This is a genomic window from Mesorhizobium sp. WSM4815 (assembly GCF_055811575.1).
In genome coordinates, this window is the sequence record NZ_JBVVQS010000102.1 from 681,660 (window position 1) to 695,942 (window position 14,283).

Here is a 14,283-nt window from a genome sequence, read left to right on the forward strand (position 1 = left end):
CTGATAAATCTTGCTCCGTGATTCGCACGACTCGGAAGCATTGATGAAGCGCCTGGCCGGCCGGATAATTCTGCTGTGGGGCTGGCGCCGCGCGCTTGTGGCGTTTCTTGCCGGTGCGCTGGCGGTTCTTGCCCAGGCGCCTTACGATTTCTTCGCCGTCTGTTTCGTTTCGTTTCCGCTGCTGGTCTGGCTCCTCGACGGCGCAACCGGCGAAGCCTCCGATGGCTGGTTCCGGCATTTGCGGCCGGCCTTCGCCGTCGGCTGGTGGTTCGGCTTCGGCTATTTTCTCGCCGGCCTATGGTGGATCGGCTCAGCACTTCTGGTCGAGGCCGACAGTTTCGCCTGGGCGCTTCCCTTCGCAGTGGTCGGAATTCCGCTGGCGCTCGCTTTTTTCTATGGCTTCGCGACAGCGGTTGCCCGGCTGCTGTGGAGCAACGACATCGGCCGCATCGCCGCCCTTGCCTTCGGCTTCGGCCTGGCGGAATGGCTGCGCGACTTTCTGTTCACCGGCTTTCCCTGGAATGCCGTCGGTTACGCGGCGATGCCGGTGCCCTTGCTTATGCAGAGCGTGTCGGTGACCGGCATGGTCGGCATCAACGCGCTGGCGGTCTTCGTCTTTGCCTTGCCGGCCCTGCTTGCGGCGCGCCGGCATGTCCGCCTGGGGGGTGCACTGGCTGCCGTTCTCGTCGCGGCCCATGCCGGCTTCGGCTATGTCAGGCTTGCTGCCAAGGTCGAACCCGCAACCCGCGCAATCGACGTCCGCATCGTGCAGCCGGCCGTCGACCTCAGCGAAAAGTGGGACCCTTCAGTGCCCGACCGGATCTTCGCCACGCTGCTGGGGCTTTCGGCCAAGGCGCCAGAGACTGGTCATGCCAAGCCGCAATTGATCCTGTGGCCGGAAACCTCCGTGCCGTTTTTTTTCGCCGAACGTCCCGATGCGCTGACCGCGCTGGGAGAGATGCTTGGCGACGGCCAGACGCTGATCGCCGGCGTCGTCCGGGAGGAAGGCGGGTCGGCGGAAGATGCCGACAGGCGGTACTACAATTCGGTGGTGGCAATCGACGACAAGGGTCAAATCGCCGATGCAGTCGACAAGGTTCATCTGGTGCCCTTTGGCGAATATCTGCCTTTTGCCGACCTGCTTGGCCGCTTGGGGCTCAAACAACTCGTCGCCGGGCCGACAACCTACGCGGCGGGCAATGAGCGGCACCCGATCGCGTTGCCCGGCGGCATCCGCGTGCTTCCGTTCATTTGCTACGAAGTCATTTTTCCCGATCTGGTGGCGGTTGACGCAACGTCAGCTGAGCTTATTGTGAATGTCACGAACGACGCGTGGTTCGGTGACACGCCGGGTCCGTACCAGCATTTCAGGCAGGCGCAGATTCGTGCGGTGGAGAACGGGGTGCCATTGTTGCGTGCAGCCAATAACGGCATTTCCGCTGTCGTCGATCCGCGCGGACACATCCTCGACGCGCTGGCAATCGACGCCCGCGGAGCCATCGATGTCCACGTGCCGATTTCCAATCGAGCCATCGTTTCTTCCAGCCAAAGACGCATTAATGGACTGATGATCATGTTGCTGTTCGCTCTCGCCGCTTTCACAATGAATGTAAGGCAACGGCTACGGGCGAATTGACAGTCGACACATTAGAAACTCATACTGTAACCGCCTGAAATTTCTCGAAGTCAGCACGTCGGTTCTGTTGGGGCACTGGCCGCCGGCTTCGTTTTGGGCAGAAAAAACACAAAAAGCCGGAAAAATTCGGCGAGGAAAAAATGGCAGAAGAAAACAAGAAGAAGCCGAATCCTATCGACATCCATGTCGGAAGTCGCATCAGGCTTCGTCGCAATATGTTGGGAATGAGCCAGGAAAAGCTGGGCGAGAACCTCGGTATAACGTTTCAGCAGATACAGAAATACGAAAAGGGTACCAATCGCGTTGGCGCCAGCCGTTTGCAGGCAATCGCCTCGATACTGGGTGTGCCTGTCGCCTTCTTTTTCGAGGACGCGCCGGGCCAGGAGGCCGTGGGCAACCGCGGATTTGCCGAGGATGCATCAATGGCTTCTGCCGTCGAATTCTGCGGCAGTGCTGAAGGTCTTCAACTCAACCGGGCCTTCGTCAAGATCACCGACGTGAAGATACGCCGCAAGGTTATCGAGCTTGTGAAGGCCCTTTCCTCCGACGCAGTCGATTGATTACGCAGATTGGTCTGGGTCGATTGATTGGCAGCCGTTGAAAAGTCGAAGATAGCGAAGCCGTCATTGCGGGCATGCAAATTCTTGCGACCTCGCGCATCGTGGAATTTACATCCCGCAGGTATGCCGGAGAGCGGATCGATTTTGCTCGACAGCCATGCTTAAAGTCTTTCTCATCAACGTGTTGAAGCTAAAGCACGTGCTGGAGCCAGGCAGGCTGGCGGCATCCTGCCGGCGGTCAAAGTGGTACAAGATAATGGCACCCACCGCTTGACGAGCGCTGCTCGGCACAGCTAACACGTGGCGCGCCAATCGGCAGCGTGCCGATGATTTTTCAAGAGGGGACACCCGTGACGCGGCAAAATTATCTATTCACCTCGGAATCCGTTGCCGAGGGTCATCCCGACAAGGTCTGCGACCGTATCTCCGACGAGATCGTCGATCTGGTCTATCGCGAGGCCAGAAAGACCGGCATGGACCCCTGGAAGGTCCGCGTCGCCTGCGAAACGCTGGCGACCACGAATCGCGTCGTCATCGCTGGCGAGGTGCGCGTCCCCGAGACCCTGCTCAAGAAGGACAAGGCCGGCAACATCCTGATGGATGCCGCCGGTCATCCGCTCGTCAATCCGGCGAAGTTCAAGTCGGCCGCCCGCAAGGCGATCCGCGAAATCGGCTATGAACAGGCCGGTTTCCACTGGAAGACGGCAAAGATCGAGGTTCTGCTGCACGGCCAGTCACCGGATATCGGCCAGGGCGTCGACAATGCCTCCGACCGGCAAGGCGAGGAAGGGGCTGGCGACCAGGGCATCATGTTCGGCTATGCCTGCCGCGAGACCCCGGATCTGATGCCAGCGCCGATCTACTACAGCCACAAGATCCTCGAACTGCTGGCCGCCGCGCGCCATGAAGGCAACGGCGATGCCGGCCGGCTCGGGCCGGACGCCAAGAGCCAGGTCACCGTCCGCTATATCGACGGCAAGGCGGCGGAAGTGACGCAGATCGTGCTGTCCACCCAGCATCTCGACGCCAACTGGGATTCGAAGAAGGTCCGCAACGTCGTCGAACCCTATATTCGCGAGGCGCTGGGCGACCTTAAGATCGCCGACAGCTGCAACTGGTACATCAACCCGACAGGCAAGTTCGTCATCGGCGGGCCCGACGGCGACGCCGGCCTGACCGGGCGCAAGATCATCGTCGACACTTACGGCGGTGCTGCGCCTCATGGCGGCGGGGCTTTTTCCGGCAAGGACACCACCAAGGTCGACCGTTCCGCAGCCTATGCGGCCCGCTACCTCGCCAAGAACGTGGTGGCGGCGAAGCTCGCCGATCGCTGCACCATCCAGCTTTCCTATGCCATTGGCGTGGCCCAGCCGCTGTCGGTCTATGTCGACCTGCACGGCACCGGCAGGGTCGATGAGGCAAAGCTCGAGCAGGCGCTGCGCACCGTGATGGATCTGTCGCCGTCCGGCATCCGCCGCCATCTCGATCTCAACAAGCCGATTTATGCCAAGACGTCGTCTTATGGTCATTTCGGCCGCAAGGCCGGCCGCGACGGGTCCTTCTCCTGGGAAAAGACCGACCTCGCCAAGGCTCTCAAGGACGCACTCGCCGAAGCGCCTGCCGAAGCAGTCGCGGCCTAGCCGCGGCGTCCATAGATCCGGAAGACATGGATCCGAAAGACCGGCCAAGCCGTGCGACCGAAGCATTTTTCGGTCGCCGGCGCGGCAAGGCCATCCGTCCGCAGCAGGCAGCGGCACTGGAAAGCGGTTTTAGCACTTACCGGCTTGATCTGACGGCCGGATCGCCGGCCGACTTGCGCAGCCTGTTCGAAGCCGATGTCCGCGCCATTCATCTCGAAATTGGTTTTGGTGGCGGCGAGCACCTGCTGCATCGGGCGACGGCGGCTCCTGAGACCGGTTTTGTCGGCGTCGAGCCTTTCGTCAACGGCATGGCCAAGATGATGATGGCGGTCAGGGAACGGCCGCTTGCCAATCTTCGGGTCTATGACGACGACGCCACGCGCCTGCTCGACTGGCTCCCGCAAGCCTCGCTCGACGGCATCGACCTTCTCTATCCCGATCCCTGGCCGAAGAAGAAACACTGGAAGCGCCGCTTCGTCAGTCCGGTCAATCTCGACCGTTTCGCGCGCGTGCTGAAGTCAGGCGGAAAATTCCGCTTTGCGTCCGATATCGATAGCTATGTGAACTGGACGCTGCTGCACTGCCGGGCACATGAAGCGTTTGCGTGGCAGGCTGAAGAGGCAGCCGACTGGCAGCGGCCCTATAAGGGTTGGCCGGGTACACGCTACGAGGCGAAGGCCGTTCGCGAAGGCCGGCGGCCAGCCTACCTCACCTTCGTCCGAAAATAGTCCTAATTCAAAGCGCGCCTAGCGCACTTTGCCGTCGACGAGGACCAGAGATGTCCTCGTCCCTGCGTCGCCGGACTTAGACTTAGAAGCGGCCGATCTTGTTGAAGGCGGCCGGATCCATGCCGAGATTGCGCAGATCGCGTGCGCGCGGCTTGCGGCCGGCTTCGACGGCGTGCGAAGCGGCGACGGCGCTGCCGAACACGGTGAAGAAATCGCCGATAGCCAAGAAAACCTTGCGGTTGGTCATGATTATGCCCTTTCGCCTGCTGCAATGCGTGATTGATTTTGTGCAACGCAACATAGATAGGCGCGTACTGGCTGATATCACAGGGACGTTGGCGCATGGCCGCCATGCGCCCTGTGCAACGCTGCCGCCCCCGACAGTTTCGCCCACCCTGCATGCGGACAATTCATCTGCTTACCGACACGGACTGCATGCGGACTTGAAACGACGGCTGCGATCGTCTATATCAGGCTCAAATTCTTGGTCGGTATGGCGAAGAGTGGGTCCACCCGGTCCCGCTCTTTTTTGTTACCTTCCGGCCGCCGACGAAGCGACAGGAATAGAATGACGGCAACGGTACCCGACAGCGACGACCGCATCATCCGCGAAAGCGGCATCGATGCGCGCATCGCGCTGATCGTGCAGCCGGTTCTGCGAGCCATTGGCTTCCGCCTTGTCAGGGTGCATCTGACGGGCCAGAACGGGCTGACGCTGCAGATCATGGCCGAACGCGAGGACGGCACCATGACCGTCGAGGATTGCGAAGAGGTCAGCCGGGCGGTGTCGCCGGCGCTCGATGTCGATGATCCGATCGAAAAGGCGTATCATCTCGAAGTGTCGTCGCCGGGAATCGACCGGCCGCTGGTCCGCAAGTCGGATTTCGCGACCTGGACGGGTCATCTGGTGAAGATGGAAACCTCGGTCCTCGTCGCCGACCGCAAGCGCTTCAAGGGCAAGATCGCCGAGAGCGACGCGGACGGCGTGCTGATCGAGCGCGACAAGGCGGCCTATGGCGAACAGCCGACGGTGCGTGTGCCCTACGATGCGATTGCCGAAGCACGGCTGATCCTGACCGACGACCTTATCCGCGACGCACTGTCGAAGGACAACAGGGCGCGCAAGGAAGCCAAGAAGCGCCGCGGCGAGCCCGAAGACGCGCCAGAGGGCGTGGAAGCGGGCGTAGAAGATGAAACCGAACAGGAAATGTGATTGGGCTGCCGGGCGCAAAGCCTCGGCAACAGGCTCGGGAGAAAAGAGATGGTTGTAAGCGCCAACAGGCTTGAACTGCTGCAGATCGCCGATGCGGTCGCGCGTGAGAAGTCGATCGACAAGTCGATCGTCATCGCCGCCATGGCCGATGCGATCCAGAAGGCGGCGCGCTCGCGCTATGGCCAGGAAACCAATATCCGTGCCGACATCAATCCGAATACCGGCGAGATGAAGCTGCAGCGGCTGATGGAAGTGGTCGAGAAGGTCGACGACTATGCGACGCAGATCGCCATATCCTCGGCGCGTGAGCGCAATCCCGACGCCCAGCTCGGCGACTTCATTGCCGAACAGCTGCCGCCGATGGATTTCGGCCGCATCGCCGCCCAGTCGGCCAAGCAGGTCATCGTGCAGAAGGTGCGCGAGGCCGAGCGTGACCGCCAGTACGACGAGTACAAGGACCGTATCGGCGAGATCGTCAACGGTACTGTCAAACGCGTCGAATACGGCAACGTCATCGTCGATCTCGGCCGCGGTGAGGCGATCATCCGTCGCGACGAGCTGATCCCGCGCGAAAATTACAAATATGGCGATCGCGTCCGCGCCTATGTCTATGACGTGCGCCGCGAGCAGCGCGGTCCGCAGATATTCCTGTCTCGCACCCATCCGCAGTTCATGGCGAAGCTGTTCACCATGGAAGTGCCGGAAATCTACGACGGCATCATCGAGATCAAGTCGGTCGCCCGCGATCCGGGTTCGCGCGCCAAGATCGCCGTCATCTCGCGTGACAGTTCCATCGATCCGGTCGGCGCCTGCGTCGGCATGCGCGGCAGCCGCGTTCAGGCGGTGGTCGGCGAATTGCAGGGCGAGAAGATCGACATCATTCCGTGGTCGCCTTCGGCCGCTTCCTTCATCGTCAACGCGCTGCAGCCGGCGGAAGTCGCCAAGGTCGTGCTCGACGAGGACGCCGAACGCATCGAGGTCGTGGTGCCGGACGACCAGCTGTCGCTGGCCATCGGCCGCCGCGGCCAGAACGTCCGGCTCGCGTCGCAGCTCACCGGCTGGGATATCGACATCCTGACCGAACAGGAAGAGAGCGAGCGCCGCCAGAAGGAGTTCGTCGAACGCTCGGCGCTGTTCATGGATGCGCTCAACGTCGACGAGATGGTCGGCCAGGTGCTCGCCTCCGAAGGCTTCACCAGCGTTGAGGAAGTCGCCTATGTCGATGCCGACGAGATCGCGTCGATCGATGGCTTCGACGAGGACACCGCCTCGGAAATCCAGGCCCGCGCCCGCGAATATCTGGAGAAGATCGAAGCCGAGCATGACGAGAAGCGCAAGGCGCTCGGCGTCAAGGACGAGTTGCGTGAGATTCCAGGCGTGACCACCGCCATGATGGTGACGCTCGGCGAGGACGGCGTGAAGACGATCGAGGATTTCGCCGGCTATGCGGCCGATGATCTGACCGGCTGGAAGGAACGCAAGGACGGCGAGACGAAGGTATTCCCGGGCGTGCTCGCCAATCACGGCGTGTCGCGGACCGATGCTGAACAGATGGTTCTGGCTGCTCGCCTCAAGGCCGGCTGGATCACCGAAGACGAGCTTGCAGCCGAAGACGTGCCGGCTGACGAAGCCGTTGGTGCGTGAGGTGAAACCGCATCGCACACAAGCCGCCCTTGGACGAGATGAACGATCGCACTTGCATCGTCACGCGCAAACAGGCCGAACCGGATGAACTGATCCGTTTCGTCGTCGGCCCGGATTCGGCCGTCGTTCCGGATATCAAGAAAAACTTGCCCGGACGCGGTTGCTGGGTGACTGCCGACCGCCTACATATCGACAAGGCGGCAGCGAAAAACCTGTTCGCTCGCGCCTTCAAGGCGCAGGTGACCGTGCCGACCGATCTCGGCGACATGGTTGACGGGCTGCTTTCCAGATACGCTCTGGGCATGCTCGGTCTTGCCCGCAAGGCAGGCGCGATCGCGCTCGGCGCCACCAAGGTCGAGAGCGCGGTGCGTGGCGGGCTGGCGCTTTTCGTGTTGCATGCGACCGAGGCGTCAGATGACGGCGTCCGCAAGATCAGCCAGGCGCGACGGGCAACCGTCCACCTCGGTGGCCCCGCCATCCTTGCCTACAAACTTTTCTCCGAGGCCGAGTTGAGCTTGGCATTGGGGGGTACAAATGTGATACATGCTGCCGTTCTCGCGGGAGACGCGGGCAGGGCGGTCCAGAAGCGCATGGTTGCGCTCGACCGGTATCGGGGCGGTTCCCCGGACGATCTGGCAATGCTTGCGGCCGTTGCTGACGAAGATGATGCCGCAGAGGATATGGAATGAGCGATACGAAATCGGGCGACGACAAGACGTTGAGTGTTACGCCGAAGAAGACTTTGACGCTGAAGCGCCCCGGTACGGAACAGGGCACCGTGCGCCAGAGCTTCTCGCATGGCCGCACCAAGGCGGTCGTGGTCGAGACCAAGAAGCGCAAGTTCTCGCTGCCCGGTGACAAGCCGGAGCCGGCTGCTGCCCCTGTGTCCGTCTTCACGCCGAAGCCACCGGTCGCGGCAGCGCCGGTTGTGCAGGAAGCGCCCAAGGCGCCGCCGCCTGCGCCGCCGGTCGAACGCGGCGGCATGGTGCTGAACCAATTGTCGCGCGATGAGATGGAGGCGCGCCGCCGGGCTCTGGAGGGTTCGAAGGTGCGCGACGTCGAGGATCGCCAGCGCGCCATCGACGAGGCCAAGCGCCGCGCCGAGGATGAAGAGCGCCGCCGTCGCGAGCGCGAGGAATCCGCGCGCCGCCAGGCCGAGGAAGAAGCCCGGCTGCAGGCCGAGGCCGAGTCCCGCCGGCGTGCCGAGGAAGAGGCGCGCCGCCGCGCGCCGCTGACCGCCGAACTGGCGACAGTCGACGACGAGGACATCAAGCCGAAGCGGACCGGCGCCGGCGCCCCGGTGCGCCGTCCGGTCACGCCGGAAGTGGCGCGTCCGGCCAAGCCGACCAAGGGCGAGGAAGATCGCCGCCGCGGCAAGCTGACGCTGAATGCCGCACTTTCCGATGAGGATGCGCGTGCGCGTTCGCTGTCGTCGATGCGTCGGCGCCAGGAGAAATTCAAGCGCGCGCTGCATAACGAACCGCGCGAGAAAGTCATGCGCGAAGTGATACTTCCCGAAACCATCACCATCCAGGAACTGGCGCAGCGCATGTCCGAGCGCGCCGTCGATGTGGTCAAGTTCTTCATGAAACAGGGCCAGATCCTGAAGCCGGGCGACGTCATCGACGCCGACACGGCCGAACTGGTCGCTACCGAATTCGGCCACACGGTTCGCCGCGTCGCCGAGTCCGACATCGAGGAAGGCCTCTTCAACATCGCCGATCGTCCCGAGGATCTCGAGCCGCGTCCGCCGGTGGTGACCATCATGGGCCATGTCGATCACGGCAAGACGTCGCTGCTCGATGCCATCCGCAACGCCAATGTCGTGTCCGGCGAGGCCGGCGGCATCACCCAGCATATCGGCGCCTATCAGGTCGAGAAGAACGGTAACAAGATCACCTTCATCGACACGCCTGGCCACGCCGCCTTCACGGCGATGCGCGCCCGTGGCGCTCAGGCGACCGACATCGCCATCCTGGTAGTGGCGGCCGACGACAGCGTGATGCCGCAGACGATCGAATCGATCAGCCATGCCAAGGCGGCCGGCGTTCCGATCATTGTGGCGATCAACAAGATCGACAAGCATGACGCCGACCCGCAGAAGGTGCGCTCGGAACTGCTGCGCCACGAAGTCTTCGTCGAATCGATGGGCGGCGAGGTGCTGGACGTCGAAGTGTCGGCGACCAAGGGCACCAATCTCGACAAGCTGCTCGAAGCGATCCTGCTGCAGGCCGAAATCCTCGACCTGAAGGCCAATCCGGACCGCACCGCCGAGGGCGTCGTCATCGAAGCCCAGCTCGACAAGGGCCGCGGCCCCGTCGCCACGGTGCTGGTCCAGACCGGCACGCTGATGCCTGGCGACATCCTCGTTGCCGGTAACGAATGGGGCCGGGTGCGCGCGCTGGTCAACGACCGCGGCGGGCAGATCAAGGAAGCGCCGCCGGCGATGCCGGTGGAAGTGCTCGGCCTGCAGGGAACCCCGCAGGCCGGCGACCGCTTCGCCGTCGTCAACAACGAGGCCCGCGCCCGCGAGATCACCGAATATCGCCAGCGTCTGGCGCGTGAGAAGGCGGTGGCCAAGCATGCCGGCCAGCGTGGTTCGCTCGAACAGATGATGTCGCAACTGCAGACGAGCGGGCTGAAGGAATTCCCGCTGGTCATCAAGGGCGACGTGCAGGGCTCGATCGAGGCGATCAGCGCGGCGCTGGACAAGCTCGGCACCGACGAGGTGCGTGCGCGCATCGTTCATGCGGGCGCCGGCGGCATTACCGAAAGCGATGTCTCGCTGGCGGAAACCTCGGGCGCCGCAATCATCGGCTTCAACGTTCGCGCCAATGTGCAGGCGCGTGCGGCGGCCGCGGCTGCAGGCATCGAGATCCGCTACTACTCGATCATCTACAACCTTGTGGATGACGTGAAGGCGGCGCTGTCCGGCCTGCTGTCGCCGGAGCGTCGCGAGACCTTCATTGGCAATGCCGAGATCCTTGAGATCTTCGACATCACCAAGGTCGGCAAGATCGCCGGCTGCCGTGTCACCGAAGGCAAGGTCGAGCGCGGTGCGGGCGTTCGCCTGATCCGCGACAACGTCGTCATCCACGAAGGCACGCTGAAGACGCTGAAGCGCTTCAAGGACGAAGTTGCGGAGGTTCCGGGTGGCCAGGAATGCGGCATGGCCTTCCAGAACTACGAAGACATGCGCGTCGGCGACGTCATCGAGTGCTTCCGCGTCGAGATGGTGACCAGGACGCTCTGAGTTCGAGCAACTTGAGTTCGAGCATTTACAGACCGGGCGGTGGTCGAAAGGCTGCCGCCTAAACCATGATCCCGAAAAGTGGTATCCGGTTTCGGAGAAGATCATGGTCAACAAAAAATAGAGCCTGATCCATTCCGATTTCTATCGGGATGGATCAGGCTTTAAAGCATATGAGACATGCGGCGCGGTCCCATCCCGTGCCTCACGATTTCAGGACAGAGAAAAATGCCCCGTTCAACCACGTCAGGTCCATCCCAGCGCATGCTTCGCGTCGGCGAGCAGGTGCGGCATGCGCTGTCGGAAACCTTGCAACGTGGCGAGATCCTCGATCCGCTGATCGAGAATTCGGTGGTTTCGGTCTCGGAGGTGCGCATGTCGCCCGATCTGAAGATCGCCACCGCTTTCGTCTCGCCGCTTGGCGCCAGTGATGCCGATGCGGTGGTCGAGGCGCTCAACAAGCATGCGAAATTCGTGCGCGGCCGCGTTTCCGGCGCGCTCCGGCAGATGAAGTACATGCCGGAATTCCGCTTCCGGCTCGACACCAGCTACGACAATTTCCAGAAGATCAACGAATTGTTGCACTCGCCCGAAGTGGCGCGCGATCTCGGCCCAGACGCCCAGATCGGCGACCAGAACAACGACAACGACAAGGACGAAAAATAGTGGCGCGTCGCGGCAAGAAGAAGGGTCGGCCGATCTCCGGCTGGCTGGTGCTGGACAAACCCGTCGGCATGGGTTCGACCGAAGCCGTCTCCAAGATCAAATGGCTGTTCCAGGCTGAAAAGGCCGGCCATGCCGGCACGCTCGACCCGCTCGCTTCCGGCATGCTGCCGATCGCGCTCGGCGAAGCGACCAAGACCGTCCCCTATGTCCAGGATGGCGCCAAGGTCTACCGCTTCACGGTCGCCTGGGGTGAGGAGCGTTCGACCGATGACCTCGAAGGGCCGGTGACGAAAAGCTCCGACCAGCGTCCGGCTGAAGCCGATGTGCTTTTGCTGATGCCGAAATACACCGGCGTCATCATGCAGACGCCGCCGCAATTTTCGGCCATCAAGATCGCAGGCGAGCGCGCCTATGATCTTGCCCGCGACGGCGCGACGGTCGACATTCCGGCGCGGGAAGTCGAGATCGGCCGCCTCGACCTGATCGAGCACAGTGCTGACAGCACCATTTTCGAGGTCGAATGCGGCAAGGGCACCTATGTCCGCTCGCTGGCCCGCGACATGGGCCGCGATCTCGGCTGTTTCGGTCACATCGCCGAACTGCGCCGGATCGAGGTCGAGCCGTTCACGCAGGAAGACTTCGTCGCCATCGCCGAGCTGGAAGCCGCCCGATTCGGCGAACAGCCCGATGAGGGTTCGGATTCAGCGGACACGGTGCCGGTCGACTTCGACGCCATCGACGCGTTTCTGGTCGACACGTCAGCCGCGCTCGACTGCCTGCCGCAGATCGCGATCAGCGACGACGCGGCAACAAAAATCCGCCTCGGCAACCCGGTCATCATCCGTGGCCGCGACGCGCCGGTGGAAGCCGAGGAAGCCTGCGCCACGGCGCGCGGCAAGCTGGTCGCCATCGGCGCCATCGAGCAAGGCATGTTCAAGCCGAAGCGGGTCTTTGCCGGCTGAGCCCCCTCGTCTAATCTCGATCAGAGGTACATTCGAGGGGCACATGGCAAAGGCCGAGACGATCAGGAAGCGGGCGCCGGTGACAGAACGGCGGCCGCCGATCGGCGCATCACCAGGCACACTGATCGCCGACCCTGCGGCGCGGCGCAGCGAACTGCGACTGACACTAATGTCGCCCGACAAATTCGAGACAATCGAAGATGCCAGCATCAACGACCTGAATGCTCATTGCAACGCATGGCCGGTCATCTGGCTCGATTGCACCGGTCTCGCCAACATCCCGCTGATCGAGGAGATCGGCCGGATTTTCAGCCTGCATCCGCTGGCGCTGGAAGACGTCGTCAACACCGGCCAGCGGCCGAAGGTGGACTTCTTCGAGGACCATGCCTTCGTCGTCGTCAGGATGATCGACGACGTCACCGCGCATCGCTACGAGCAGATCGCGGTCTTCTTCGGCAGGAACTTCGTCGTCACCTTCCAGGAGCGCGAAGGCGATCCGTTCGATCCCGTGCGCAAGCGCATCGAAAGCTCGATGCCCAACCGGCTGCGCTCACGCGGCGCCGACTATCTCGCCTATGCGCTGATCGACGCCATTGTCGACAGTTATTTCCCGCCGATCGAGACCGCCGGCGACTTGGTCGACAGCATCGAGGACCAGATGCTGCGCGCGGCGGACAGGCACCAGATGCGGCGGCTTCACGAGTTGCGGCGCGACGCCAACGTGCTGAAGGGGGTGCTTTGGCCGATGCGCGACGCGCTGGCGACGCTGATCCGCAACGACGTGCCCTACGTCAAGCCCGAGACCAAGATCTTCCTGAACGACACGCTCGATCACTCGCTTCGGCTCATCGAACTGGTCGAAACCCAGCGCGACATGCTGACCGGTCTGATCGAGATGCATCTGTCGCTGAGTCAGGCACGCACCAGCGACGTCATCAGCTATCTGACGATCGTCTCGGTGATCTTCATCCCGCTCACCTTTCTCGCTGGCGTGTGGGGCATGAACTTCGATCCCGAAGCCTCGCCATGGAACATGCCGGAGCTGAAGGCACAATACGGCTATCCGGCAGCGCTGGTGTTCATGGCCGTTGTCGCGCTCGGGCTTGTCGCCTTCTTCAGATGGAAGAAGTGGCTTTAGCCGAGGCGAAATCTTCGTTTGTGCAGCAAAAAGCCGGCTTGTGAATTGGGCTGGTGTTTTTGCCTGAATTGCCCTATATGCGCCGCAGCATCGTGCAATGCCACGTTGCTTGTACCGGCCCCTGCTGGACGACATCCCGGCCGAGGGCGTCCCGTTTCCTCAAACAGATAAGGAAAAACACGATGTCGATTACTGCCGAGCGCAAGAAGGAATTGATGGGTGAATTCGCAACCGCCAAGGGCGATACCGGGTCTCCGGAAGTCCAGGTGGCCATCCTTTCCGAGCGCATCAAGAACCTGACCGACCATTTCAAGGACCACAAGAAGGATAACCATTCCCGCCGTGGTCTGCTCGCTCTCGTCTCCCAGCGCCGCAGCCTGCTTGATTATCTCAAGCGCAAGGACGACGCGCGCTATCAGACGCTGATCGAGAAGCTCGGTCTGCGCCGTTGACGAATTGACCGGCGGGTTCTTTCGAGAGCCCGCCGGTCGCGCATTGGAGCAGTCCATTGCTCCAATGAAGGAAGTAGAGCGCCGCGCTTCGATTTGGACGCGCACATGGGACGCTCTGAAACTTTGAATTTGCGCAAGGCATTTCCGAGAGCCGCGGTTTTCGGGTCATGCGCAAGGCCAGTCGGATCGATTGGCCAGACCCGGTTTCGATATAGCACAGGGCCATTCGAAACCGCCCATGGACGGTCATGGGGCAGGATTGCAGGACGCTCGCGCGGCATCCGCGCCGGATTTACCCGAGCTTCCCGTTGTCTTGCCCGTGGCTGCCCGAGAAACGAAGCCAAGGGAAAGGGGCACTCGCGCACGGTGAAATGGCGCGGCCCTTTCCGCATAT

13 protein-coding genes are annotated in these 14,283 nt (G+C 62.4%); 12 read left to right on the forward strand and 1 reads right to left on the reverse strand.

From position 1 onward, the window contains the following. Nucleotides 1-43 precede the first annotated feature (43 nt). The 4 genes from lnt (at nucleotide 44) to trmB (ending at nucleotide 4,564) form a co-directional block, all read left to right on the forward strand. Nucleotides 44-1,636: an apolipoprotein N-acyltransferase gene (lnt, locus tag AC0L2B_RS32005; RefSeq protein ID WP_473748181.1), complete on the forward strand. Its 1,593-nt coding sequence runs from the start codon at nucleotides 44-46 to the stop codon at nucleotides 1,634-1,636. Between the two features lie 140 nt (nucleotides 1,637-1,776). Then, nucleotides 1,777-2,196: a helix-turn-helix domain-containing protein gene (locus AC0L2B_RS32010; RefSeq protein WP_473748182.1), complete on the forward strand. Its 420-nt coding sequence runs from the start codon at nucleotides 1,777-1,779 to the stop codon at nucleotides 2,194-2,196. Between the two features lie 326 nt (nucleotides 2,197-2,522). Continuing rightward, nucleotides 2,523-3,836 (forward strand): methionine adenosyltransferase, encoded by a 1,314-nt coding sequence (metK, locus tag AC0L2B_RS32015; RefSeq protein ID WP_473748183.1) that lies wholly within the window; start codon nucleotides 2,523-2,525, stop codon nucleotides 3,834-3,836. A 26-nt stretch (nucleotides 3,837-3,862) separates the two neighbouring features. After that, complete coding sequence (gene trmB / locus AC0L2B_RS32020; protein ID WP_473748184.1) at nucleotides 3,863-4,564, forward strand: tRNA (guanosine(46)-N7)-methyltransferase TrmB; 702 nt, start codon at nucleotides 3,863-3,865, stop codon at nucleotides 4,562-4,564. 82 nt (nucleotides 4,565-4,646) lie between these two features. On the opposite strand, the gene AC0L2B_RS32025 is transcribed toward trmB, so the two are convergent. Next, on the reverse strand, nucleotides 4,647-4,811 hold the full coding sequence (locus AC0L2B_RS32025; protein WP_473748185.1) for a hypothetical protein: 165 nt from the start codon (nucleotides 4,809-4,811) through the stop codon (nucleotides 4,647-4,649). 321 nt (nucleotides 4,812-5,132) lie between these two features. Between AC0L2B_RS32025 and rimP the strand changes: the two genes are divergently transcribed. The 8 genes from rimP to rpsO all read left to right on the forward strand — a co-directional run bounded on the left by rimP (nucleotide 5,133) and on the right by rpsO (nucleotide 13,889). Next, nucleotides 5,133-5,777, forward strand: coding sequence for a ribosome maturation factor RimP (gene rimP / locus AC0L2B_RS32030; protein WP_091599995.1), 645 nt, complete (start codon nucleotides 5,133-5,135; stop codon nucleotides 5,775-5,777). Between the two features lie 48 nt (nucleotides 5,778-5,825). After that, nucleotides 5,826-7,421 (forward strand): transcription termination factor NusA, encoded by a 1,596-nt coding sequence (nusA, locus tag AC0L2B_RS32035; RefSeq protein WP_473748186.1) that lies wholly within the window; start codon nucleotides 5,826-5,828, stop codon nucleotides 7,419-7,421. A 38-nt stretch (nucleotides 7,422-7,459) separates the two neighbouring features. Continuing rightward, entirely contained in the window at nucleotides 7,460-8,110 is a 651-nt protein-coding gene (locus AC0L2B_RS32040) for an RNA-binding protein (protein WP_091599993.1), read from the forward strand. Beyond that, on the forward strand, nucleotides 8,107-10,674 hold the full coding sequence (gene infB / locus AC0L2B_RS32045) for a translation initiation factor IF-2 (protein WP_473748187.1): 2,568 nt from the start codon (nucleotides 8,107-8,109) through the stop codon (nucleotides 10,672-10,674). The genes AC0L2B_RS32040 and infB overlap by 4 nt, the downstream gene beginning before the upstream one ends. A gap of 225 nt (nucleotides 10,675-10,899) precedes the next feature. After that, nucleotides 10,900-11,337, forward strand: coding sequence for a 30S ribosome-binding factor RbfA (gene rbfA / locus AC0L2B_RS32050; protein WP_473748188.1), 438 nt, complete (start codon nucleotides 10,900-10,902; stop codon nucleotides 11,335-11,337). Then, a complete protein-coding gene (gene truB, locus AC0L2B_RS32055; protein ID WP_473748189.1) occupies nucleotides 11,337-12,299 on the forward strand; it encodes a tRNA pseudouridine(55) synthase TruB in 963 nt (320 codons plus the stop codon). Before rbfA ends, truB begins: the two co-directional genes overlap by 1 nt. A 43-nt stretch (nucleotides 12,300-12,342) precedes the next feature. After that, on the forward strand, nucleotides 12,343-13,437 hold the full coding sequence (gene corA, locus AC0L2B_RS32060) for a magnesium/cobalt transporter CorA (protein ID WP_473510217.1): 1,095 nt from the start codon (nucleotides 12,343-12,345) through the stop codon (nucleotides 13,435-13,437). Nucleotides 13,438-13,514: 77 nt separating this feature from the next. Next, the gene (gene rpsO, locus AC0L2B_RS32065) at nucleotides 13,515-13,889 is read left to right on the forward strand and encodes a 30S ribosomal protein S15 (protein ID WP_274609416.1); all 375 of its coding nucleotides are present in this window, start codon (nucleotides 13,515-13,517) and stop codon (nucleotides 13,887-13,889) included. The last annotated feature ends 394 nt before the right edge of the window (nucleotides 13,890-14,283 follow it).

Bases quoted from the DNA above. Each gene is read 5' to 3' on its own strand.
- lnt (WP_473748181.1), top strand. From the start codon at position 44: ATGAAGCGCCTGGCCGGCCGGATAATTCTGCTGTGGGGCTGGCGCCGC.
- AC0L2B_RS32010 (WP_473748182.1), top strand. From the start codon at position 1,777: ATGGCAGAAGAAAACAAGAAGAAGCCGAATCCTATCGACATCCATGTC.
- metK (WP_473748183.1), top strand. From the start codon at position 2,523: ATGATTTTTCAAGAGGGGACACCCGTGACGCGGCAAAATTATCTATTC.
- trmB (WP_473748184.1), top strand. From the start codon at position 3,863: ATGGATCCGAAAGACCGGCCAAGCCGTGCGACCGAAGCATTTTTCGGT.
- AC0L2B_RS32025 (WP_473748185.1), bottom strand. From the start codon at position 4,811: ATGACCAACCGCAAGGTTTTCTTGGCTATCGGCGATTTCTTCACCGTG.
- rimP (WP_091599995.1), top strand. From the start codon at position 5,133: ATGACGGCAACGGTACCCGACAGCGACGACCGCATCATCCGCGAAAGC.
- nusA (WP_473748186.1), top strand. From the start codon at position 5,826: ATGGTTGTAAGCGCCAACAGGCTTGAACTGCTGCAGATCGCCGATGCG.
- AC0L2B_RS32040 (WP_091599993.1), top strand. From the start codon at position 7,460: ATGAACGATCGCACTTGCATCGTCACGCGCAAACAGGCCGAACCGGAT.
- infB (WP_473748187.1), top strand. From the start codon at position 8,107: ATGAGCGATACGAAATCGGGCGACGACAAGACGTTGAGTGTTACGCCG.
- rbfA (WP_473748188.1), top strand. From the start codon at position 10,900: ATGCCCCGTTCAACCACGTCAGGTCCATCCCAGCGCATGCTTCGCGTC.
- corA (WP_473510217.1), top strand. From the start codon at position 12,343: ATGGCAAAGGCCGAGACGATCAGGAAGCGGGCGCCGGTGACAGAACGG.
- rpsO (WP_274609416.1), top strand. From the start codon at position 13,515: ATGCGCCGCAGCATCGTGCAATGCCACGTTGCTTGTACCGGCCCCTGC.